This is a genomic window from Rhizobium sp. A22-96, assembly GCF_053521805.1.
The window spans coordinates 60,107-80,931 of sequence record NZ_JBNWDQ010000008.1 but is presented as its reverse complement, the minus strand read 5'-3'; the positions used below and the strand labels follow the sequence as shown (position 1 = coordinate 80,931).

Below are 20,825 nucleotides of genomic sequence, written 5' to 3'. Positions count from 1 at the left end.
CGCTTGTCTCATGTTTCGGCCGTTCTCACGGCTCAACCTGCGCGTCTCCATGTAATCATGGAACTGGTGATGTAGTTCCAACCTGCGCCGATGACGGCGCCAGCCAGACCCGCAAGCCACCATTGCGGCTCCTGGCTGTAAAATAGCGACGACACGCCGGTCCCCGCGAGAACTCCGATGCTGCAGAATGCGGAAAACAACAGCAGGCCCGTTGCGAAGCGCACGCCGCGACGACGGCGATCTCTATATGTCAAAGCATTGTTGAATGTGTAGTTCGAGACGACTGCGGCCAACATTGCGGCGGCCTGGCTGACCGGAAATGCCAACCCTCCCAGCAGGAACAACCGCAGCATGGTCAAATGAACGACAACACCGCTCAGGCCGACCATGCCGAACAGCAGCATTCTGGAGGAGACGATGTCACCAGACCATTTTGCGACGAGGAGCCCGATATATTCGAATATCACCGAGGCATCCAGCTTGCTCTCGCCGTGAATCCTCGGCCGAAACACATATGAAACCTCCCCGATGTTCAGGGGTACCGGCGATGAAGCGAGAATATCCAGCAGGATCTTGAAGCCCTGCTGCGATAGCTTCGGAGCAAGCTCGTCGATCAGCGTTCGCCTGACCATGAAGAACCCGCTCATCGGATCGGACGTTTCTATATTCAGCAGGCGCTTTGCAATCCGGATCGCCACCTGGCTACCAGCTTGACGAATACGATTGAAACCTTCCTCCGACGATCCTTCTCCACCATATCTCGTTGCAACGACGAGATCGCTGTGATTGCGACGCATCATCGAGAGCATGGCTGCCAATCGTGTTTCATCATGCTGCAGATCGGCATCCATGACGGCAACGATGGGAGCGGATGTCGAGAGAATGCCCTCAAGACAAGCGCCGGCCAGGCCACGTCGATGGATCCGCCGTATCCCGCGGATGCGGCGATCACCAACGGAAAGGCTTCGCACCACCTCGACGGTCTTGTCGCTTGAATCATCGTCAACGAAAATGACCTCCCAAGCGATACCGACAAGAGCAGCCCGAAGCCGCTCGATCAGCGGCACGATATTCTCGCGTTCGTTGAAGGTGGGTATGACGATGGATAGCTCGATGCCGTCCTGCCGAGGACTTTCGCTCTGGGTCGGCGTCAAAGCCTCGGGCCATACTCCGAGAGGAGCCAAAAGAGAAGAATTCATGTGCCTCTGAGAGTCCATGGAAGGAAGGGCGAGTGGCATCGACGAATTTGCAAAGGCTCAAGTCGAACGCATGCGATCGCCTTCGCGCCCATGAACTCAACGTCCCTCTACGAACCTTCGCCGCTCATTAACTCGCCATGACGCGAGCGACTTCGATATGGTGAATATACCATGCTCACCTGACAATACTCTGAATTTGCGTGGAAATTCGACCTCAACCAGTTTACCGCACATGTAGCCGGCGCAGAAAATCTCTAGCCGCCAGACGATGAGCGACATTGCATTCCCGTGCTCCCGCAACTGCCGAGATCATAGCCAATGCGGTAATAGAAGCTTCCGACGACGGTGCCGTTTTTTCTCACAATCTGTTCCTGAATATCGGTGAGGCGTGAGAAGTATTGAGGGATGTCATCTTGCTCCAATTCGTTTCGCTTTACGGAAACGAGCACTGCCGTATTTCCTTTTACGGTTTCGGTGGGGTGCCAGATGTCGTACATCAAGCTACTACCGCCGATTGGGCTCAACCCCACCGAATTGTCTCGATTTCCCTGTGGCTGGCGCGCATAGAAGGCCATTTCGCTTGCAAGGAAGTACTTGTCGGTCCCGATCAGCACCACGGGAACCGTGCTCTCTTTGGCCACCGCCGCCTCAATCGCGCCGACCGCTTGGCCGAACTCGCTCCACGCGACTGGCAATGTACGAATGTTGTTGATGTAGCCGACCCCTGGGAAACCCAGAACCACATAGTGAAACAGCACCGCATAGACCGCGGTTGCAATGCCGATCGTCGGTATCCATGCGCGCCTCAGACGGCTGCCGGACAATTGCGTTCCGCCCACGGTGCCAATGAGTGTGGATGCGACAAAGGGTAGGACCGCGAGCCATAAAGGACCCGTCCAGTTCGGCTTGTTTTCGTGGAAGAGGCTGAAGAGTATGAATACGCTCAGTGGAACAAGTGTAAAGAGGAGAAGGAAGAGCCCTCTGGGTGCGCCGGTTCGAGACAGGACGGCAGACATATTCGCCTTCAGGCAAACGATCGCAGCAATCAGCCCTGTGGGAGTCAGGAGGACGACTACGCTTATGATCAACGACGGCAGCGTGAACTGAAACGCACCACTTACACGCCTGCTTCCCTGGAACGCGAAGGAAATCCATTGATGCGTCGCATTCCAATAGATAACGGGAGAAAACAGCAAGGCGGCCACAGCAGCTGCGAGATACGGCTCTCTTCGATAAATCCAGCGACGCGCTCCCGGTTCAATAAGGATGAAAAGCAATGCTGCTGGACCAAGCAGCAATATCGTATACTTCGACAGCAAGCCTATACCAAGCGACATACCCGCTCCCAACCAGGCAAGTCGCTTTTCTCCAAGCAGAGCTCGTTCCAGAAAAAATAATGTGGCCGCCCATGCGGCCGTCAACGGAGCATCCGGCATCATTAGAAAACCGGTCGAAAAATAGAACGGCACAGCGGCGACCAGCACGACGCAGACGATCGCGGTAACTTTATCGAACAGATTTTGTGTGAGATAGAAGGAAAAAATCGCAGTTAATAACCAGCAGCAATAAGCACCGATACGAACACCAAATTCATTATCTCCAAAAAGATAAGTTCCCAGCCAGATCATCCACGCGACCATCGGTGGGTGATCGAGATAACCGATATCCAGATGCTGAGAATAGTTCCAATAATAGGCCTCTTCAGGAAGGAGATTAGCGGAACCAAGAAATATAAGACGAAGCGCAAGAAGATAGATGATAATGCCTGCAGCCGCCAAATATTTCCGCTTCTCAATAGAGATTGTTGGCCACAGGAAAACCGCATCCGCCAGCAAACCAATGGCGGCGCTCGTGAATACCGTAATTGCAGCGGAAAAGATAATGGGAAAGCCGAGAGTTGTCATTGCGACAACCAGGATTCCACCCCTCAGGCCAAGCATTAAAATTCTGATAAAGAGGAAAATTATCAATTGCTCAAAACGAGAGCTGCCTCTGGCATCACTATCAATTTTTGCCGGGATTCCGCCAGTTCCGATACACACCAGGTACAAGATGGAGCCGCAAGCAAAGCTCAAAACGTGAGCCTTCATCGGATCGATTCCAACTCGGATCGACATCAAGAGAATAATATAATCGAGAAGCGCGCAAATCATGCCGACAACGAATAGGCGCATGATAGCGTGCTTGTGTGTGGCCGCTAGAGCCTGAACCTGTTGCACGATAATATCCGATCTCAAGTTTTTCTTTTATTCGCCATCGGCCGGTGCATATCGGTGAGATCTCAGGCTAGCACTCCGCCGGGGCGAGGCCTGATCAAGAACAGCCTGCTTTATTTGACAGTCATCCTGGCGAAGGTCAGCACACGGTGATCAACACCCTACTGGACGGGCGCTCTTTCATGACACGCCACTTAGCGCTCGCCGCTATTGTACGCTGGCACCGTTGACGAGCTCCGCCTGCGCCTGTCTCTTGTCCTGAGCCTCGATGTTCTGCCAGCTCCTATCCATGGCATAGGCGGCTGAGACGATAGGAATGCCGACATGTCCGTAGTAGAAGGACAATTGGCCTTCAGCGCGGGCCTCATCCAGCCCGGCAACTTTCCGCACATAAAGTGCGGAGGCCAATCCGCTTCGATCAGAACCCGAGAGACAGTGAATAAGGATGGGTTTCGGTGCCGAAGCCATCAGCTCGACAAGGCGCTGCGCCTTTTCAGGCGAAACGGCCTTCGTGGCCGACATGCTAAAATCAATGTGACTTACACCTAGGCTCTGAGCCGTCGCGACCTCGCCATCATACCAAGCCTTGCCTGGATGGGTCCCACGCAGATTAATGACAGTCTTGATTCCATTTTTTTGTATATAGGACGCAAGTTCCTCGGGCGTTGGTTGCGCCGAACGGTAAATTTGGCCGTCAATCACCGAATGAAAGTTCCCCGTGACCTGGAGAAAGCCAGCATAGGCTGCGCAACTCCCGCCAAGAATTCCGATGGCGCCGAGTGCAGCCAGAACCACCTTGCGAAATACAGTCATTGATCTTCAGCCGTTTCTTCTGTGATGCTGGCATGACATGCAGGAAGAGCCTGACAAACGCCTGAACGGTGGTTGTGCAAGAACGAGAAATCGCAGATGTCTACAGCCGGGACGGATTTAGAGCAGGCACGCGGCTTGGCTCCAAGCCGGCCAGCAGGTCGATCCGATGCGTCAGTTTCTCCAGGCGAAAGGGCTTTATCAGATAGTCGGCAGCGCCCAGCCGCTTCGCTTCGAGCCGATCTGACAATTGGTCGAACGCCGACATGATGATGGTCGGGCACTGAGCCAGTCCGCGACGTAACAGGTCGAACCCGTCGCCGTCCGGAAGCCGCCGATCAAGGCAAATGATATCGAAGGACATGCGGCATAGGATATCCGCGCCAAGCCGATAGCCCGTCACCCAGATCACGTCCCATCCCATCGACGACAGGTGCTCCTGAAGAGCGCCGCCTAAGAGAATATTGTCTTCCACAAGCAGTATCCGCAACCCAGATCTCCCTTCGCGCGGACAGCAATGCTCCAGTTTACTGACAGGCAGATGAATCCGGCTGAATAGTTGCCTCGGCCACTTTATCGGTCACGCCCCTCCATCCTCGAACGGACGCTCCAGGTGTCATGCGCTGACCTTACGAAACCGTATAGCTCAGGCAAAAGCAGGGTAATCAACAGCCGCCAGTCTTCGTTGCGGCGCAACCGTCGCGCCAGATGTTGGAGACACCCTCATGAAAAAGACGCTTATCATCATTTCCCTGGCTTTTGCTCCCACCCTCGCATCGCTCGTGTCGGCGACACCTGTCGTTGCGGCGACCTCACAAGCACTCGGCGACCTCTCGCGCTTCAAGACAATCGCCAACGACACACTCACTCTTGTGGAGTCCGGCGACATGATTGCTGCTCAGAAACGCATCACCGATTTTGAGACTGAATGGGATGCGGCGCAATCACGGCTTTATCCGCTCAATCATGAAGAATGGGGCGCAATAGATACGGCAGCGGATGACGCGATTTCTTCGCTTCGTGCAAAAAAGCCATCCCCCGCCAATGCCAAGCTCGCACTCAAGACGCTGATCAAGGTCATGCAGAATCCGTCGATGAAGTAGGTAATCAATATCTCGACGAGCCTGCAAACCTGATGATTTTGCTCATTCGCGTTTGCAGGCCCGGTTGAAAACAAAATGGCCGACCAGAAATCCTGGTCGGCCATTTTGTAACATGAGCGCTCATCTGAACATCGAAGACGGATCGACGCTGAGCCCGCGCTGACATTCCGCGAATACCGGTCTACCCGGGATTTTTGGTCAATCCCCACCGAGGATCAAAGCATCGTCTTTGTCAAATCGGCGACTGATCGTCATGTAGACAACGAGCAGGACAATGGCACCAAGAAAGAGAAGGCTGGTGATCGTGGTGCCGAACCCCAACCCTCCGTACTCGCTGGGTTGCGAAAGCAGATCGCCAAAGGATGCGCCAAGCGGGCGGGTGAAGATATAGGCCAGCCAAAAGGCGAGAATGCCATTGAGCTTGAAAAGGTAATAGGCCAGCGCAACGAGGGCGATAATCCCGCCGAAGATATAACCCGTGGTCAAGTAGCCAAGATCGAACCGTTCCGCCACAAGATCGCCTGAGGACGTCCCGAGCGCGAACGTAAAGAGGATCGCAAACCAATAGAAGATTTCACGTCGTGTCGTGAAGATCGTATGGATCGATAGCGTCTTTTCGCTCGCGTACCAGGCGCCGAACGTGAGCGCAAGAGCGATGCTGAAGGCGATCGTTGTCGTCGCAAGCGCGACCCCGAAATTATCGACGAGATTGTCGCTGACCAATGTGCCAACGACGCTGATCATGACCACGGCAAGCCAATAGGCCCAGGGCACGTATTCCTTCTGCGCGAATTGCAGGATAAGTGCGATCGCCAGCAACCCGCACATTATGGCCGATGTCATCGGCAGGCCAAGGCCGAGATTGACCGCCAGATAATCGGCAGCCGTTTCGCCCATGGTCACCGCGAGGAGCTTGATGATCCAAAAATCGACGGTCACATCGGGAACGCGATTCGGTGCCGGAACAATTGGCGTCGTTGATGAGGGCATAGCCTCCTCCTTCTTTCACGGGGATCGCGCGAATGTCACTTGCCCAGGATCTTCATCGCCTGGCTGAAGAATTCGTCGGCGCGTTTGTCGTCGTCGGCATTGCAACGCTCGACACCCTTTGCTTCGAGTTCAGAAATCTTGGCTTTGTCGGTATCGCTTGGCTTGGCGGAGGCTTCGGCCGCGCGTAACTCTTTCAGCGCTTCCTCGCACGGCACGTTCGCAGCCTGCGCCGCGCCTGCGGAATAGATGCCTACTGCAAGCACAATCATTGGCAAGAAAAGGTTCTTCATCGGAGATGTCCTATAGCTCGATAGTTATCAGAGGCCCTCAATCTCGGGCCTTGCCAGAACTAAGCTCTGATTCTCGCCAGCACCTGTCCGACGGTTTACAGTTTTGTAAAGTAACCGAGGTGGGCTCTAGAACGCTCGATCGTGGCATTCGATGTAACATCCGTCGCTCTTGAAGAGAGCTGAACCGCTGATTCCGGCAGGAACTCCAGGTTCGCTGTCACATTTTGCTGGCGATACGAATTTATATCCATTCTAGACCAATGAACGAAAAGACCATCAGGGGATGCAATCCCGCTAAGGAGATTGTTTTGGTGAGCTCTCACTTACAGTCTCGATAAAATAGAGTCAGATCCCTTGACCCAAGCTTCGGAAGTCCGCAACTCCTTTGGGGTCGATGCTGACTCAGCCCTCATTGATGAAGCGAATGAGCTTTCTCGGCGTGACACCTTGCGAGCCTAGAATTGTAGTTATTTCATCGCTAGCCTGCGTTCAAAGGCAAGCTGTAAAGCATGGATGATATCCGCCTTCCCTGGATCGCGACCGAGGTCGACAAGTTCGTCTGGGTCATTGGCCAGATCGAACAGGATCGGTGACACTCCGGGCCAGTCACGAGATGGAATTGTTAAATCGCCTTTGACCACCACAATGCCGCCGTCACCAACCGCCATCGATTGCGATATTCTGGCCGGAGATCATATCCGAGGCGGGTGAGACGAGAAACAGAACGAGTTCTGCAATATTGGTGGGCTGGATACGTGTCTTGATCGACTGGTTTTCGATAATCCAGTCGTTGTATTGCTGCAGCCGATCGCCGAAGACCCGTTCCTCGGCCTCCGATACAACCGCACCCGGCGACACGCAATTGACACGCACACCGTGCGGTCCAAGTTCCCGCGCCAGCGATTTCGTCAGGCCATATATGGCACCCTTCGAGGCGACATAGGGGACATAGCCATCCCAGCGACCATTGAGGGTGAGCGAGCAGAAATTGACGATCTTGCCGTAGTGCTTTTCCTTCATCTTAGGAGCAACCGCGCGCGTGAGCGCGAAGGCTGCGGAGGAATTGACCCTCAGCTGCTGCTCATATTCCTCCAGAGAAAACTCCTCGAAGGGCTTGTTGATGATCAGTGCGGCATTGTTGATCAGGATGTCGATGCCGCTATGCGCGCGGGAAAGCTCGGCCACCTTTTTCTCGCTGCCGACAAGATCGTTGAGATCCTGCATGACATAGAATGCCGTGCCCGAGGCATTCTCGGCGATGCTCGCGGCGATAGCCTCGCCAGTCTCGGGTTCGGCGCGATCCAGCAGCAGCACCTGCGCCCCGGCCCGGACCAGGATATCGGCCTGGGCGCGTCCGAGCGTTCCCAGTGCTCCGGTCAGCAGCACCGTCTTTCCCGATAATGTCACCATGATTGCCTCACAATAGTTCGTGGACTTCGTCGATCGAAGTTTCGGCGGTCGGCCGGTCGAAAACGATCTCACCACGCGCCATGGCGACGATCCGATCGCAGGACTGGAAGACATGCTGCATGTTGTGCGAGATGAAGATGCCGGTCAGCCCCTGCGCTTTCAGGCCACGCACGAAGCCGATCACCTTGTTGGTCTCCTTGACCGAGAGGTGATTGGTCGGTTCATCGAGGATCAAAACTTTCGACCTGAAATGCATCGCCCGCGCGATGGCCACCCCCTGCCGCTGGCCGCCGGACAGTTCCCCCACCAATGCATCCGGAGAGCGCAGATGAAGATCGACGTCAGCGATTGCCTTGACGCTGTCCGCACGCATGCGCTTCTGATCCATGATGCCGAAATTGCCGATGCGCCACCTCATCGGTTCACGACCGATGAACAGGTTACGAGCAATCGACATTGTGGGAACCATGGAATTGTACTGATAGATCGTCTCCAGCCCATGATGCATCGCATCCTTGGGCGAACGGAAATTGACCTCCTGCCCCTCGATCAGGATCTCGCCAGCATCCTGATGGTGCACACCGGAGAGGATCTTGATCAGCGTCGATTTGCCAGCGCCATTGTCGCCGACCAGGCCGACGGATTCTCCGGGGTTGATGGTCAGGGACACATTCTTGAGCGCATGTACGCCGCTATACCACTTCTGGAGATTGCGGCACTCGATGATCGGGGTTGTCATTTATGCGCCTCCACCTTGATCTTGCGGGACATCTTGCCCATCCAAGCATTGGCGATGACGGCAAACATGGTGAGCATGCCGATTGCGAACTTGAACCAATTGGCATCGACCCGCGAGAGGACGAGACCGTTGTCGATGGTGCGGATGAGCAGGGTGCCGATGATTGCGCCGAATACCGTGCCGATCCCGCCGGCAAGTGCCGTGCCGCCGATGACGGCAGCGGCAACCGCCTGCAACTCCAGCCCCTCGCCAATCGACGGCAACGGCGAGCCCAGACGCAGCACCTGCAACAAGCCGGCAAAACCCGCCAGCATCGAGCAGAGCATGAAGCAGACGATCTTCACACGCCTGACGGGGATACCCATGGATCCCGCTGCTTCGTTGAAACCACCGACGGCGCGGATCCAATTGCCGAAATTCGTGAGAGACAGGAATGCAGCGGCGAGTATTGCGATCAGCGCGAACCACAAGAAGGACATACGCAGGATCGCTCCCGGCCAGATATAGTCGGTGAAGAGCCAGGTCGGCAGATCGTCGGGCAGAAGCGGCGGAAAGCCACCAGAGATGACGATCGTCAGCGACCGCGCCATGAACAGCATGCCAAGCGTGGTGATGAAGCTTGGAATGGAGAACTGCAGCGTAATATAGCCGTTGATCAAGCCGATGAACGCACAGAGCACCAGCCCCAGCAGCAGGGCCACGCTGAACGGAATACCATCGTTCAGCATGACAGCCATCGACATCGGCATCAAAGCAAAGACCGAGCCGACTGAAAGATCGAATTCACCGCAGATCATCAATATGGTGACGCCGATGGCCACCAGCGCCATTTCCGGCAGAAGACCCATGATGCCACGGATGTTTTCGAACGACAGCAACACACCATTCGACTTGATCTGGAACAGGACGATCAGGATGATCAACAGGGCAAGCCCCGCCAGCTCCGGCTTGTCGAGATAGACTTTCAGAAACCGCTTCATAGGCATATCACTCATGGTTCGGCGTCTTATTCCTGGGAGCAAGACGCCGGATGATGATGGATGGTTGTTGTCTTAACGCAGGCCGCGCTTGGACATTTCCATGATGGCAGGCACGTCTTTCGGTGTGACGATACCCTGCCCCGTGTCGATGTCCGAGGGAGTAAGACCGGCAGTCTTCCAGAGATAGGCCTCCATGACCGGCATAAAGCCCTGCATGTAAGGCTGCTGGTCGACCTGCACCTGCACATAGCCGGCCTTCATCTGTTGCAAGACCTCAGGCACGAGGTCGAAGCCGCCGAGCAGAACCTTGCCCGGCGCGATGCCGCGGTCCTTCAACACCTTGGCCACCCCTGCTTCCCAATAGCCGGTGTCGAAATAAGCCGTAGTGTTCGGATTGGCGTTGAGATAGGCGCCGATACGGTCGGCCGTGACCGCAAGGTCGGTGGCTGAATCGATACGCGAGATGTTGACCTCGCGTTCCTTGTGCTCGGCCTTGTATTCCTCGAGGAATTTCGTGACGCCGGCGGCGCGCTGTTCTGACCATGTCTGCCCGGGAGCATTGACGCCGACGAGCAGGTTGAGCGGGCCATCCTTCGGGAAGTTCAGCGACTGGGCCTTGGCAAGTGAGTAACCTGCAGCCACAAAGCTTTGACCAATAAAGGCCTTGCGGGCATTGCCCTTCGCACCCTGGCTGTCGTCGACATTGACGGCAAGCACAAGGATGCCCGCGTCGGTCGCTTCCTTGATCGCCGCGTCATAGGCCTTGTCGTCAACGATGGCGACAAAGATCGCGTCCGGTTTGGTAGCGATCGCCGCCTGCAGATTGGCGACAGCCTGCTCGACGGAGCCTTCGGTCTGAGTCAGGACCAGTTGGCAATTGGCATCAACACGGGTGCAGGCATCGTCAAAACCTTTTTTGACCGACTGCCAGAAGGTGTTCGAGGCCGACGAGTGGCTGATGAATGTGATGTTCAGTCCTGCGGCAGACGCGCCGGAAGCCATAAACGACAGGCCGAGCGCCGTACCGGCGATCAATTTCTTAAGCATGCTTTCCTCCCTCTGTTTTATAATGAATTGCGCTGCGATTATTCCGTGTCGTCGAATAGTTCGGCACGAGAACGGGCAATTGCCGGCAAAGATTTCAGTATCTCGCGCAAGTGCAGCCGCATCGCCTCCTCCGCGACGGCCTTTTCGCCGGCGGCTATGCCTTCGACGATCCTCTCGTGCTGCTCGATCAGCCGTCCGATGTGCATGTCGTCGACGGACAGGAAGCGGACGCGGTCCATCTGCGCCTTGACGCTTTCGATGACGCTCCAGGCATAGGCCTTGCCGGCGGCGGCAGCGAGCGTGTGATGAAAGAGTTCGTCGAGCCTCAGAAAGGCGGCGCGATTGTCATGCGGCACCTTCTTCTGCTCGGCCAGTTGGCGCCGCAGTTCCGCAATCGTTTCGGGTGCATGGCCTTCGGCAACGAGCCGGACGATATCCGCTTCGATCGCCTCGCGGACAAAACGCACATCCATGACCGAAGCCACGGAGATCTTGGTGACGAAGGTGCCGCGCTGCGGCAATACCTGCACCAGCCCCTCCTCCGATAGCTTGATGAAGGCTTCGCGGACCGGCTGTCGGCTGACCGACAAGGATTTGGCCGCATCCGACTCCGACAACCGCTCCCCCGGCAAAAGCTCGGCCTGAATGATCCTTTCGCGCAGGATGCGGTAGACCTGCGGTCCGACAGATTCACCCATCGCGACGACTTTCGGGGATTTGACTGTATGCATGCGGCGACCCTTCTCCCGATGTCTGCCTCAATGCGAATTGTGTACTAACCTACTACCATACAAGTCAAGTGCTTTTGCCGAACTCAGGTCTCAACCTTGGCCATACGACGGGAAACACTGAACTTTTTATCAAGATCTTCGGCCAGTTCGACACCGTGGCCTGGCCCCGGCGGAACGGTGATCATGCCATTGGTGACTGTCGGCAATTGCGTCGTGAGATCGGCGTACCAGGTACGGTAGTAAGCGCGCACACTCTCCTGCACGAGTGCATTCGGTGCATTGAGCGACAGATGCGTCGACGCCGACAAAACGACCGGACCGGTGCAATCATGCGGAGCAACCGGCAGATGCCAGGCCTCGGCCATGGTGGCGATCTTCTTCGCCTCGGAAATACCGCCGCACCACGAGAGATCGAGCATGACGATGCCGGCGCTCTCTGTCTCCAGCAGGTCGCGGAAGGCCCAGCGCGTCGCAAGCGTCTCGGAGGCGCATAGGGGCGCGCGGCTCGCCGCTGCATAGCGTTTCAGGCTGGAAAGAGAATCCATCTTGATCGGATCCTCATGCCAGAACGTTGCATAGGGTTCGAGCGCGCGGGCAATCTGGATCGCTGGTGTGAGCTGCCACATCGAGTGAAACTCGACCATGATGTCCATCTTGTCTCCGACCCGCTTGCGGATCTTCTCGAAGGGCTCCAGTGCCTTGCGCAGCGCAGGTCCGGAAATATATTGGCCGTCGCTCCCCTCCGCTGCGATATCGAAGGGCCAGATCTTCATGGCCGTGATACCTTCGGACAGTAAGTCCTCGGCCAGCTCGTCGGCGCGCTCGAGAAAGCCATTGAGGTCGTCATAGTCGCGCTTCGGGCCGCCGATACCGTAATTCTTTGTCTGCTGGCCGCTGGCCTCACGCATATAGGTGTTGCCGGCGCAGGTATTGTAAGTGCGGATTTCGCGACGCGAGAAGCCGCCGAGCAATTGCGCGATCGGCAGGTTCGTCGCCTTTCCGAACAGATCCCAGAGACCGATATCAACGGCGGAATTGCCGCGCATTTCGACCCCTGTCGAGCGGAAGCCGAGGTAGCCGGTCAGATCCTTGGAAATTTTGTCGATCTCCAACGGATCTCGGCCGAGGAGCTTGGGCGCCACGACTTCGTGGATGTAGGCTTCCACCGTTTCGGCCATGAAGAATGTCTCGCCGAGCCCGACCAGACCCTCATCCGTATGGATTTTCACCCAGAGGATGTTTGGAAATTCCCTGACGCGGATGGTTTCGAGCGCGGTGATCTTCATCAGTATACTCCGGCGGCCAACAGGGCCTTTACGGTCAGGTCGAAATGCTCGACCATGGCCGCCTCTCCTCTGGTCGGATCGCCATTGGCGATTGCCTGCGCGATCGCGAAATGCCCGTCGATGCTCTCCTGTCGCGTTTCGTTGCTGCCACGGCTTGCCCAGCCGATCGGCCAGGTGTGACGCGTCACGACATGGAAAGAGCCGACGATCAGGGAAAACATCGGATTCTTTGACGCAGCACCGATTGCTTCGTGAAAGGCGATATCGTGCTCCATGACCTTCTGCGGATCGAAGAAATCGTGTTGCATGGCTTCGACCAAGGCATAAATCTCTGCCGCCTCGCGATCGGTTCGGCGTAGCGCGGCGAGCGACACCGTGCGCCGTTCGATCGTGCGCCGTACATCGAAGATCTGCTGGATCGTCGCCTGGTTGGTGTGAACGGCATGATCGGTGATCATCGCCAGCACATCGGCCTTGGGAGCCGCCACTCGAGCTCGGCGGCCGTTGCCGATATCGATCAGCGTCAGAGCCGCAAGCGAACGATAGGCTTCACGTACGATCGTTCGCGATGTGCCGGTCAATTCCGCAAAGGCGCCTTCGCTCGGCAGTTCATCGCCAACTTGAAGCCCATTGTCGCGGATGAAGACCTTCACGGACTCCATCACTCCGCCGAGCAGGCCTTCAGCCGCACCCTGCCGTTCTCCGGCTTCCCTCACGCTCGACAACGTCTCTATCAAGCTTCGCTCCTACCTATCATATAGGTTTAATTTAAGCTTGATTTAGATTGTGACATACCTATTGTCAATCGGAAGTTTCGGGAGTGATTGGGAGGACCTATGCAGGCCAGTGTTTTGTTCGAGGCACAGGATATCGTCGGCGAAAGCATCATCTGGTCGGATGACGAGCACGCGCTTTATTGGGTCGATATCGGCGGCAAGCGCATTCATCGCCTGGAGGTGGAGACAGCAAGGCACGACACCTGGCCTACGCCGGATTTCCCGACGTCGATCGGTATCCGCAAGGCGGGCGGCTTCATCGTCGGCCTCGCTCGCGAAGTCTGCTTCTGGCAGCCTGGTGAGGCATTCGAGACCCTCGCCGTGCCAGAGCCGGACATGCCGGACAACAGGTTGAACGAAGGTCGTGTCGCGCCGGATGGCTCGTTCTGGGTTTCAACGATGCAGAACAATCTCAATCCGGACGGTGCGCCCAAGCATATGGACGCCAATACCGGTGCGGTCTACCGCATCGATCCGTCGGGCACCATCACACGGCTTACTCCGAACGAATACGGCATCACCAACACCATGGGCTGGACGCGCAACAACCGCTTTCTCTTTGCCGACACGCTTGCAAACGAAATCTACTCCTTCGCCTACGATCCCGAAACGAAGGTAATCTCTGACCGCCGTACCATCGTCAGCGGCTTCGACCGCGGCCTGCCCGACGGCTCATGCCTTGATGCGGACGACCACCTCTGGAATTGCCGCGTGGTGGGCGGTGCAGCGATCGCGCGGTTCAGCGCCGAAGGTACACTCAGCACTTTGATCGAGCTGCCGGTTTCCTGGCCGACGAGCTGCACATTCGGCGGCAAGGATTTCTCGACGCTTTACGTGACCTCGGCCCGCTTCACCATGACACCAGAGCATCTTGCAACCCATCCACTCGAAGGCAGCCTGTTGACGATCGAAACCAGCTTTCGTGGCATGCCGGAGCCGAAATTCGGATATTGACATACTGGTATGGTAGAATGTTAATAGATCGAATTGCGTGGAGGAGCGCCTGGATATGGAATTTGACGGCAAGAGCATCATCGTCACCGGCGGCAGCCTGGGCATGGGCCGTGCTTGCGCGGAACGCTTCGCCAAGGCCGGAGCGCAGGTTCTGATCGTCTCCAACGACAGGGATTCCGTCGACAAGGCTGTGATGGAGATCGGCGGCAAAACGGCCGGCTTCGTCGGCGACGTCCGCAATTCAACCGACATGAGGAGCGCTGTCGAGCAGGCCGTCGCGAGCTATGGGGGTGTCGATATCCTCACCTGCTGCGCCGGTATCCAGCGCTACGGCACAGTTGTCGACACGCCGGAGGACATTTGGGATGATGTGCTCGACATCAACCTCAAGGGGATCTATCTCGCCGCGAAATATGCCGTTCCGGAAATGAAGAAGCGTGGCGGCGGCGCGATCGTCGCCATTTCCTCGATACAATCCTACGCATCGCAGGCGAATGTCGCCGCCTATACTGCCAGCAAAGGCGGCATCAATGCATTGGTGCGCGCCATGGCGCTTGATCATGCCGCCGATAACATCACCGTCAATACCGTCTGCCCCGCCTCGATCGACACCCCCATGCTGCGTTGGGCGGCCGACCTCTTCAAGGGCGACCTGACTCAGGACGAAATGATCGCCCAATGGGGCAAGGGCCATCCGATCGGCCGTGTCGGCAAGCAAGAGGAGGTGGCGGAGCTCGTCGCCTTCCTCGCCAGCGACAAGGCGCGCTTCATTACCGGCGCCGACATGAAGATCGATGGCGGCACCATGGCCAAGCTCGGCATCGTGCTACCCGACTGATCGATAGCATCCATGACAACGGAGACCTGCATGAAGCGGCCTAAAATCACAGACATCCGCGCCACGACCGTGACCGTGCCGCTCGAAGCGCCGCTTCGCCACTCCAACGGGGCGCATTGGGGCCGCTTCGTTCGCACCATCATCGAGGTCGAGACGGATATAGGCATCGTGGGTCTCGGCGAGATGGGCGGCGGTGGCGAAAGTGCGGAGGCCGCATTTCGTGCGCTGAAGACCTACCTCGTTGGGCACGATCCGTTCGAACTTGAGCAACTGCGCTTCAAGATCTGCAACCCCACCGCCAGTCTCTACAACAATCGCACTCAGATGCATGCGGCCATCGAATTCGCCTGCATCGACATTATAGGCAAGTTCCTGGGCGTGCCGGCCTATGATGTGCTCGGCGGCAAGATGCGTGACGAGGTTGGCTTTGCGAGCTATCTCTTCTTCCGCCTGCCCAACAAAGACACCGGCAAGGGCGAGATCCGCACTGCCGACCAGCTGATCGAACAGGCACTCGAGCTGAAGCGCACCCACGGCTTCAAGGCTCATAAATTGAAGAGTGGCGTGTTTCCGCCCGACTATGAGCTCGACGTTTTTCGTGCCCTTGCAAAGGCAGTCGGTACCGATTCCGTTCGCTACGATCCGAACGCGGCCTTCAGCGTCGAAGAGGCGATCCGGTTTGCCAAAGGTATAGAGGACCTCAACAACGACTATTACGAAGATCCGACCTGGGGCCTGAACGGCATGCGGCGGGTGCGCGAGAATACACACATGCCTCTCGCCACCAACACCGTCGTGATCAATTTCGAGCAGCTTGCCACCAATGTGCTGAACCCGGCCGTCGATGTCATTCTGCTCGATACCACCTTCTGGGGCGGCATCCGCCCCTGTATCAAAGCGGCGGGTGTTTGCGAAACCTTCCAGCTCGGCATTGCCGTGCACTCTTCTGGTGAGCTCGGCATCCAGCTTGCCACCATGCTGCATCTCGGCGCGGTGCTGCCGAACCTTGTCTACACAGCCGACGCGCATTACCACCAACTCATCGACGACATCATCGTCGGCGGCCCCATGAAATACGTCAACGGGTCGATCGCCGTGCCGACCGGCCACGGTCTCGGCGTGGAATTGGACCGCGAGAAGCTCGGGAAATATGCGGATCTCTATAAGTCGCTGGGTGGTTATCTCTATGATCGCGACCCAGCCCGCCCCGGTTGGTTTTCGACTACGCCAAATACTCGCTGGGCTGACCCGACCGATGGCCGCATTGTGGACTATTGACAGAGTGGATTGAGACCGGGGCAGCAAGCACTCAGCGTTGACGGCTAGGCCGCCTGCGAGGCTGGGTCGTGCCATCATCCAGGTGCGTGCACGTTTCCGATATCTTGCCGTTTCGGCGGCAACGAGAAGCCTTTCAGGGGATATCGCCGACCATTCAGCGTCGCCTGAAAACGATGAGAGAATTCATGGAGAAGTTGGCGATGAAGGCAATTCCGATACCGACGATCTTTGCCAGGATCGGCCAGACTCCATAGGCGGCCAGGCAAAAAGTAATCGATACGTTGATCGATAAGCCGACGAGCGCGGCGGCAAGGAAGAACAATCCGCGTGCAACAGATCGCCAATCCGCTGCAAAGACGAAGATCGACGTCGAGATGTAGTTGAAAAGGCAAGCCACGAGGAAGCCTATCGTTGCTGCAACCAGAATGGTGAACCCGAGGCTGTTCAGATAAGAAAAGACGGACACATCGATTATCGCAGCGACACCGCCGGTGACGAGATAACGCGCGAAGGTCGAGCGAATTGCAGACGAACGCAACGACTGCCTCATCAGGCGAGAGATCATCGACGGACCCAGATTTCAACATTTTGCGATGCGGACTGCCGTGTGAAATTGCTGTCGAGAAATTCAGCCAGATTTCGCACATATGGAGAATCTATCTTACGCATATCAAGCCCGTCCGTATTCAAAATGACATGGCTAACGCGCCTCGATGTTATCGCCTCGAAGTTTCTGACCCAGTCATTCAACTGCGTTACCGAAGTGCTCGTCAGAACAACGAGATCCGGCTCTCTGGCATTTTCATTCGCTCTCCATTCGGGGCGATACGTGATTTGAAAATAGGGATAGGAGCCCTCGGCTTGATAGTTGCCAAGGCTGACGATGTCCCTATCACCATAGCCGCGCCCACGATGATACCAGGCCTCGAATCCGACATCAATTCCGCCTTGCTCAACGAGGATACGACCCTCTCTGGCGATACGGCCAAGGCTGAAGGGAATGACCACCGATCCGGCCGGCACGCTCTCCTCTGCCTTCGCAAGATCACGCATGTATTGGCCGAAACGCGCATGGGCAAAAGTCCGCTCCACGCTTGAAACCGCAAGAAATAGCATGGAGAGGCCGAGAAGAGCCACACTCCATCTCCCCTTTGGACTGGCTGTGGCAAACCACAGGAACACCATGTAGTGAGCGACGGGTAGGATACGCTCGGGGATCTGCGGCACGGCTTTCGTCCCGTAAGGCAGCACAACGACCAGCGTCAAGACAGCCGCCGTCCCGGCGAAGGCCCAAGCCGGCGCCAAAGCAATTTTCCTCGCTCTCCATCGTGACAATACCCATCCCAGAGCGATCAAAACCATCATAATGAATGTGACGGCGAGCAACGCACGGTCGAAAAGAGAAAACTGCACGACATCGAGGCGCATCAACACTGCGTAGATGCTCTTCAGCAGATAACGATTTGTCTGCTCGCCAACGCTTCCCGAGGACATGGTGCTCATATAGACGCCGATCAGCGCGATGGCGGGGGTTGTCGCCAAGCCCAGCGGCAAAAGCGGCCGTAGCGGTGGCAAGCCGCCTCGGACAAGCTGCCAGACCACCACCCCGATCGCTCCGCCTAGCACTGCGGTGAGAAGGACAAGCACAGACTGCACCTGAACGAAAAAAGCGATCACGGAAAGGATGACGAACAGCGCCAGATACAGCGGCTTACCGCCCTGAAGAAAAGCCGTTGCACAGGCCAAGGCCAGAAAAACCGCAGGATAGGCCAGAACGAGGCTGATGGAGCCCATGTAGAGCATGAGCGGCATGGCCACGGGCAAGGCAAGGATTGCCCATTTCCTCTCCTTGCCGAGCAGCGATGGCGTCGTAACGATGAGAGCGCAGATCAAAACCGTTGAACACAGCGCGATCAACCATTCTGCTGTGAGCGCTGAGGTTAGCGAAGACACTCTGGTTAGCAGCCAAGGTGCGACGCCATTCGACAGCGTGGGAGCCGCGAGCTCATAAACCGAAGAGACGGTGGGCGCCGCCTTTGCAAGAAGCGCGGCAATGCGACCCGTATCCAGGTGCGCCGGAACATCCTGCGATGGGAAGGTGAAGATCAAGGAAAGCGGAAGGAGGACAAAGGCAACCCCGATCAGCGGCGCATATCTAAGCCTGTCCTTCATCGAAGCCTCGCCAATCATAGACGGGCCAGCCAAACTCCCGGGCAAGCATTCTGAGCTTCTTCGTGGGATCTACCGCGCCTGGCCAGCGAGCGGCCGAAAACAGAGGCGCGTCGCTTTCATGGTCCGAATAGAAAAACGTCGGACTGGCATCGAGGCCATGGCGCCGTAAAATCCTTGCCACTGCCGCCGCCTTGGCCGTACCTCGCAGGTTTGGACCATCGAGCTGGCCCGTGATCCTGCCGTCCGTCGACCATGCAACCTTCGTCGCGACAACATCATCAAATCCAAGTTCGCCCGCGAGTGGCACAGTGTAGATATCCAGGCTTGCCGATGCCAGCAGCAGGAAATGACCCTGCCTGCGGTGTTCAGCTACCCTTCGCAAGGCCGCGGATTTCAACATGGTCCTGCGCACGGTCTTAATAAAGCGGGCCGCCGCCTCATCCATGAAATCTCTGGAGCGGCCGCCGTAAATGCTCGCCAAGAATAGGCTCTTCAGCTGGTCGTTATTTATGACGTGGGCAAAGAACCGGACCAAGTGAGCCGGCAGCAGACAGGCAGACCCGAGATTGGCCGGTTGCCGCACCCCCTGGATCAGGAAGGCAAGATAGAGATCCTGCCTCGATATTGTCCTATCGAGATCGAATATGGCGACGGCACGCTCAGTCATCATCAATATCTCACCGGTTCCATGAGGATAGCCAGTGCCGGAATATTGATAAAGGTGAGCACGCCAACGCTCGCCGCCAGTGCAAAGACGACGATAACGAGGCTCTTTTCCTTGTAGAGTTTTTCCGGCGCCTGGGCAGCGGAATCCGCCTCCATCGACAGAGAAAAATACTGCGTAAACAAAAGCGCAAACAAAGGAACCGTCAGCAGATATTCTATTCTGTATTTGATCAGGAACACACCCAGAAGCAAGCTCGCGGTCAACGCGTAAAAGAACGATGACAGCAGCAGTGTTCTTTCGGTGTAGACATAGAAGCTGCGGCGATAAGAACCAGCGACTTCCGGATTATTAATCCTGCGATATTCGCTATACCGTTTCATTGCCATCAAAAAAGCACCACCCATCCAGTAGCAGATCAGCAGCGATGACGGTGGCAATTGTCCAGGCAAGATCGCCAGCCAGCCAATTGTCAGTCGTATAGGATTGTTGATGCTTTCCGAGAGTACGTCGAGATAGGCACGATCCTTTGTGCGTACGGGTTCGACATTATAGAGAATTCCCATGAACAAAAGAAATGCAGCTGCAACGACCATAGGCCAGCTTGCTTCGGCGGCGAGCGCAAGACCAATAACGGACAGTGCCGCCCACTGAACAGCAACAAGAGGCGCCCACAAATGCCCCTGTGCACCCGGCCTATTTTTCTTTATCGGATGGAACCGATCGAATTTTGCGTCGAGAAACTCATTGATCGTGTAGTTCGCACTGGCAATCAGACAGGTGACGATCACGGCGTGAGCGACCAGTAGCGATATCTCCGGGCCGGTGCGGCCACTCAGCGTGATCGCCAGAGCGCAACCCGGAAGAACAAATATGTTCTTCACCCAATGATCAGGCCTGGCAATTTTGAGATAGTCGCGCCAGCTCGATGCTGGACGCGCAAATTTAATCGCGTCCCTCATACTGCCTCCCCAATTTTTAGATTATATTATGTCTTTCTGCGTCTATACAACAAAATTTGAAGTACAACAACACTTGATATTAGAATATTACATTAATCAGCCTAATTAATAGATATACGTGTGAATATATTAATCGAATAGTACGTGAATTATACCTATATTCGTGTTTTAAATTGTCGAAATGAGCCCCTATACATACAAAGTTGAATGAAAATGCGGGGACGATACAAACAGATTAAAACTCAGCCACCCTTCCGCTAGGGAACAACGGTCGCTTGTCTTATCTCGCGGTCCGTCGCCGCCAAGGCCTCTCGCGAACGGGCAACTCGGACAACCTTGGTAGCTACCGATGAAGCTTATTTTCGATATTCGGCAATATT

The 20,825-nt window shown here is 56.2% G+C and carries 22 protein-coding genes; 4 read left to right on the top strand and 18 right to left on the bottom strand.

The window, feature by feature from the left end; all coding sequences use genetic code 11:
• Window positions 1-32: 32 nt before the first annotated feature.
• From ACQZ6F_RS29930 to ACQZ6F_RS29915, 4 genes are all read right to left on the bottom strand, one after another.
• Window positions 33-1,199 (bottom strand): glycosyltransferase family 2 protein, encoded by a 1,167-nt coding sequence (locus ACQZ6F_RS29930; RefSeq protein ID WP_068396714.1) that lies wholly within the window; start codon window positions 1,197-1,199, stop codon window positions 33-35.
• 254 nt (window positions 1,200-1,453) lie between these two features.
• The gene (locus ACQZ6F_RS29925) at window positions 1,454-3,418 is read right to left on the bottom strand and encodes a glycosyltransferase family 39 protein (protein WP_449094860.1); all 1,965 of its coding nucleotides are present in this window, start codon (window positions 3,416-3,418) and stop codon (window positions 1,454-1,456) included.
• Window positions 3,419-3,622: 204 nt separating this feature from the next.
• A complete protein-coding gene (locus ACQZ6F_RS29920) occupies window positions 3,623-4,228 on the bottom strand; it encodes a dual specificity protein phosphatase family protein (protein ID WP_449094859.1) in 606 nt (201 codons plus the stop codon).
• A gap of 100 nt (window positions 4,229-4,328) precedes the next feature.
• Window positions 4,329-4,700, bottom strand: coding sequence for a response regulator transcription factor (locus ACQZ6F_RS29915; RefSeq protein ID WP_449094858.1), 372 nt, complete (start codon window positions 4,698-4,700; stop codon window positions 4,329-4,331).
• Window positions 4,701-4,950: 250 nt separating this feature from the next.
• Here ACQZ6F_RS29915 and ACQZ6F_RS29910 point away from each other — a divergent pair, with 250 nt between their 5' ends.
• Window positions 4,951-5,328 (top strand): hypothetical protein, encoded by a 378-nt coding sequence (locus tag ACQZ6F_RS29910; RefSeq protein WP_449094857.1) that lies wholly within the window; start codon window positions 4,951-4,953, stop codon window positions 5,326-5,328.
• A 198-nt stretch (window positions 5,329-5,526) separates the two neighbouring features.
• Here the strand turns inward: ACQZ6F_RS29910 and ACQZ6F_RS29905 are convergent, their stop codons facing one another.
• The 10 genes from ACQZ6F_RS29905 to ACQZ6F_RS29860 all read right to left on the bottom strand — a co-directional run bounded on the left by ACQZ6F_RS29905 (window position 5,527) and on the right by ACQZ6F_RS29860 (window position 13,463).
• Window positions 5,527-6,318 carry a COG4705 family protein gene (locus tag ACQZ6F_RS29905; protein WP_077471650.1) on the bottom strand — a complete coding sequence of 264 codons (792 nt, stop codon included), beginning with the start codon at window positions 6,316-6,318 and terminating at the stop codon, window positions 5,527-5,529.
• Window positions 6,319-6,353: 35 nt separating this feature from the next.
• Window positions 6,354-6,608, bottom strand: coding sequence for a hypothetical protein (locus tag ACQZ6F_RS29900; protein WP_077471649.1), 255 nt, complete (start codon window positions 6,606-6,608; stop codon window positions 6,354-6,356).
• A gap of 467 nt (window positions 6,609-7,075) precedes the next feature.
• Complete coding sequence (locus ACQZ6F_RS29895) at window positions 7,076-7,276, bottom strand: hypothetical protein (RefSeq protein ID WP_449094856.1); 201 nt, start codon at window positions 7,274-7,276, stop codon at window positions 7,076-7,078.
• Entirely contained in the window at window positions 7,263-8,018 is a 756-nt protein-coding gene (locus tag ACQZ6F_RS29890) for an SDR family oxidoreductase (protein WP_077471648.1), read from the bottom strand. The genes ACQZ6F_RS29895 and ACQZ6F_RS29890 overlap by 14 nt, the downstream gene beginning before the upstream one ends.
• 7 nt (window positions 8,019-8,025) lie before the next feature.
• Window positions 8,026-8,757 carry an ATP-binding cassette domain-containing protein gene (locus tag ACQZ6F_RS29885; protein ID WP_449094855.1) on the bottom strand — a complete coding sequence of 244 codons (732 nt, stop codon included), beginning with the start codon at window positions 8,755-8,757 and terminating at the stop codon, window positions 8,026-8,028.
• On the bottom strand, window positions 8,754-9,737 hold the full coding sequence (locus ACQZ6F_RS29880; protein ID WP_449095060.1) for an ABC transporter permease: 984 nt from the start codon (window positions 9,735-9,737) through the stop codon (window positions 8,754-8,756). Before ACQZ6F_RS29880 ends, ACQZ6F_RS29885 begins: the two co-directional genes overlap by 4 nt.
• Before the next feature lie 72 nt (window positions 9,738-9,809).
• Window positions 9,810-10,784 (bottom strand): substrate-binding domain-containing protein, encoded by a 975-nt coding sequence (locus tag ACQZ6F_RS29875; protein WP_449094854.1) that lies wholly within the window; start codon window positions 10,782-10,784, stop codon window positions 9,810-9,812.
• A 38-nt stretch (window positions 10,785-10,822) separates the two neighbouring features.
• The gene (locus ACQZ6F_RS29870; protein ID WP_449094853.1) at window positions 10,823-11,515 is read right to left on the bottom strand and encodes a GntR family transcriptional regulator; all 693 of its coding nucleotides are present in this window, start codon (window positions 11,513-11,515) and stop codon (window positions 10,823-10,825) included.
• 83 nt (window positions 11,516-11,598) lie between these two features.
• Entirely contained in the window at window positions 11,599-12,801 is a 1,203-nt protein-coding gene (locus ACQZ6F_RS29865) for a mandelate racemase/muconate lactonizing enzyme family protein (RefSeq protein WP_449094852.1), read from the bottom strand.
• Window positions 12,801-13,463 carry a FadR/GntR family transcriptional regulator gene (locus ACQZ6F_RS29860; RefSeq protein WP_449095059.1) on the bottom strand — a complete coding sequence of 221 codons (663 nt, stop codon included), beginning with the start codon at window positions 13,461-13,463 and terminating at the stop codon, window positions 12,801-12,803. Before ACQZ6F_RS29860 ends, ACQZ6F_RS29865 begins: the two co-directional genes overlap by 1 nt.
• A gap of 174 nt (window positions 13,464-13,637) precedes the next feature.
• Between ACQZ6F_RS29860 and ACQZ6F_RS29855 the strand changes: the two genes are divergently transcribed.
• From ACQZ6F_RS29855 to ACQZ6F_RS29845, 3 genes are read left to right on the top strand one after another with little or no spacing between them, the layout of a single operon-like run.
• Window positions 13,638-14,531 carry an SMP-30/gluconolactonase/LRE family protein gene (locus ACQZ6F_RS29855; RefSeq protein ID WP_449094851.1) on the top strand — a complete coding sequence of 298 codons (894 nt, stop codon included), beginning with the start codon at window positions 13,638-13,640 and terminating at the stop codon, window positions 14,529-14,531.
• Between the two features lie 55 nt (window positions 14,532-14,586).
• Window positions 14,587-15,369 carry an SDR family NAD(P)-dependent oxidoreductase gene (locus tag ACQZ6F_RS29850; RefSeq protein ID WP_449094850.1) on the top strand — a complete coding sequence of 261 codons (783 nt, stop codon included), beginning with the start codon at window positions 14,587-14,589 and terminating at the stop codon, window positions 15,367-15,369.
• Between the two features lie 30 nt (window positions 15,370-15,399).
• Window positions 15,400-16,647, top strand: coding sequence for an enolase C-terminal domain-like protein (locus ACQZ6F_RS29845; protein WP_449094849.1), 1,248 nt, complete (start codon window positions 15,400-15,402; stop codon window positions 16,645-16,647).
• A gap of 154 nt (window positions 16,648-16,801) precedes the next feature.
• Here the strand turns inward: ACQZ6F_RS29845 and ACQZ6F_RS29840 are convergent, their stop codons facing one another.
• The 4 genes from ACQZ6F_RS29840 to ACQZ6F_RS29825 all read right to left on the bottom strand — a co-directional run bounded on the left by ACQZ6F_RS29840 (window position 16,802) and on the right by ACQZ6F_RS29825 (window position 20,445).
• Window positions 16,802-17,185, bottom strand: a complete 384-nt coding sequence (locus tag ACQZ6F_RS29840; protein ID WP_449094848.1) for a GtrA family protein — start codon at window positions 17,183-17,185, stop codon at window positions 16,802-16,804.
• Window positions 17,186-17,208: 23 nt separating this feature from the next.
• Window positions 17,209-18,465 (bottom strand): hypothetical protein, encoded by a 1,257-nt coding sequence (locus tag ACQZ6F_RS29835; protein ID WP_449096347.1) that lies wholly within the window; start codon window positions 18,463-18,465, stop codon window positions 17,209-17,211.
• 337 nt (window positions 18,466-18,802) lie between these two features.
• A complete protein-coding gene (locus tag ACQZ6F_RS29830; RefSeq protein WP_449094846.1) occupies window positions 18,803-19,489 on the bottom strand; it encodes an HAD family hydrolase in 687 nt (228 codons plus the stop codon).
• Window positions 19,489-20,445, bottom strand: coding sequence for a UbiA prenyltransferase family protein (locus ACQZ6F_RS29825; protein WP_077471636.1), 957 nt, complete (start codon window positions 20,443-20,445; stop codon window positions 19,489-19,491). Before ACQZ6F_RS29825 ends, ACQZ6F_RS29830 begins: the two co-directional genes overlap by 1 nt.
• Window positions 20,446-20,825 lie beyond the last annotated feature (380 nt).

Excerpts from the sequence above, each read along its gene's own strand:
- ACQZ6F_RS29830 (WP_449094846.1), bottom strand. The coding sequence starts at position 19,489 with ATGATGACTGAGCGTGCCGTCGCCATATTCGATCTCGATAGGACAATA.
- ACQZ6F_RS29860 (WP_449095059.1), bottom strand. The coding sequence starts at position 13,463 with ATGGAGTCCGTGAAGGTCTTCATCCGCGACAATGGGCTTCAAGTTGGC.
- ACQZ6F_RS29930 (WP_068396714.1), bottom strand. The coding sequence starts at position 1,199 with ATGAATTCTTCTCTTTTGGCTCCTCTCGGAGTATGGCCCGAGGCTTTG.
- ACQZ6F_RS29850 (WP_449094850.1), top strand. The coding sequence starts at position 14,587 with ATGGAATTTGACGGCAAGAGCATCATCGTCACCGGCGGCAGCCTGGGC.
- ACQZ6F_RS29920 (WP_449094859.1), bottom strand. The coding sequence starts at position 4,228 with ATGACTGTATTTCGCAAGGTGGTTCTGGCTGCACTCGGCGCCATCGGA.
- ACQZ6F_RS29865 (WP_449094852.1), bottom strand. The coding sequence starts at position 12,801 with ATGAAGATCACCGCGCTCGAAACCATCCGCGTCAGGGAATTTCCAAAC.
- ACQZ6F_RS29875 (WP_449094854.1), bottom strand. The coding sequence starts at position 10,784 with ATGCTTAAGAAATTGATCGCCGGTACGGCGCTCGGCCTGTCGTTTATG.
- ACQZ6F_RS29890 (WP_077471648.1), bottom strand. The coding sequence starts at position 8,018 with ATGGTGACATTATCGGGAAAGACGGTGCTGCTGACCGGAGCACTGGGA.
- ACQZ6F_RS29900 (WP_077471649.1), bottom strand. The coding sequence starts at position 6,608 with ATGAAGAACCTTTTCTTGCCAATGATTGTGCTTGCAGTAGGCATCTAT.
- ACQZ6F_RS29885 (WP_449094855.1), bottom strand. The coding sequence starts at position 8,757 with ATGACAACCCCGATCATCGAGTGCCGCAATCTCCAGAAGTGGTATAGC.
- ACQZ6F_RS29895 (WP_449094856.1), bottom strand. The coding sequence starts at position 7,276 with ATGGCGGTTGGTGACGGCGGCATTGTGGTGGTCAAAGGCGATTTAACA.
- ACQZ6F_RS29910 (WP_449094857.1), top strand. The coding sequence starts at position 4,951 with ATGAAAAAGACGCTTATCATCATTTCCCTGGCTTTTGCTCCCACCCTC.
- ACQZ6F_RS29825 (WP_077471636.1), bottom strand. The coding sequence starts at position 20,445 with ATGAGGGACGCGATTAAATTTGCGCGTCCAGCATCGAGCTGGCGCGAC.
- ACQZ6F_RS29880 (WP_449095060.1), bottom strand. The coding sequence starts at position 9,737 with ATGAAGCGGTTTCTGAAAGTCTATCTCGACAAGCCGGAGCTGGCGGGG.
- ACQZ6F_RS29870 (WP_449094853.1), bottom strand. The coding sequence starts at position 11,515 with ATGCATACAGTCAAATCCCCGAAAGTCGTCGCGATGGGTGAATCTGTC.
- ACQZ6F_RS29855 (WP_449094851.1), top strand. The coding sequence starts at position 13,638 with ATGCAGGCCAGTGTTTTGTTCGAGGCACAGGATATCGTCGGCGAAAGC.
- ACQZ6F_RS29845 (WP_449094849.1), top strand. The coding sequence starts at position 15,400 with ATGAAGCGGCCTAAAATCACAGACATCCGCGCCACGACCGTGACCGTG.
- ACQZ6F_RS29905 (WP_077471650.1), bottom strand. The coding sequence starts at position 6,318 with ATGCCCTCATCAACGACGCCAATTGTTCCGGCACCGAATCGCGTTCCC.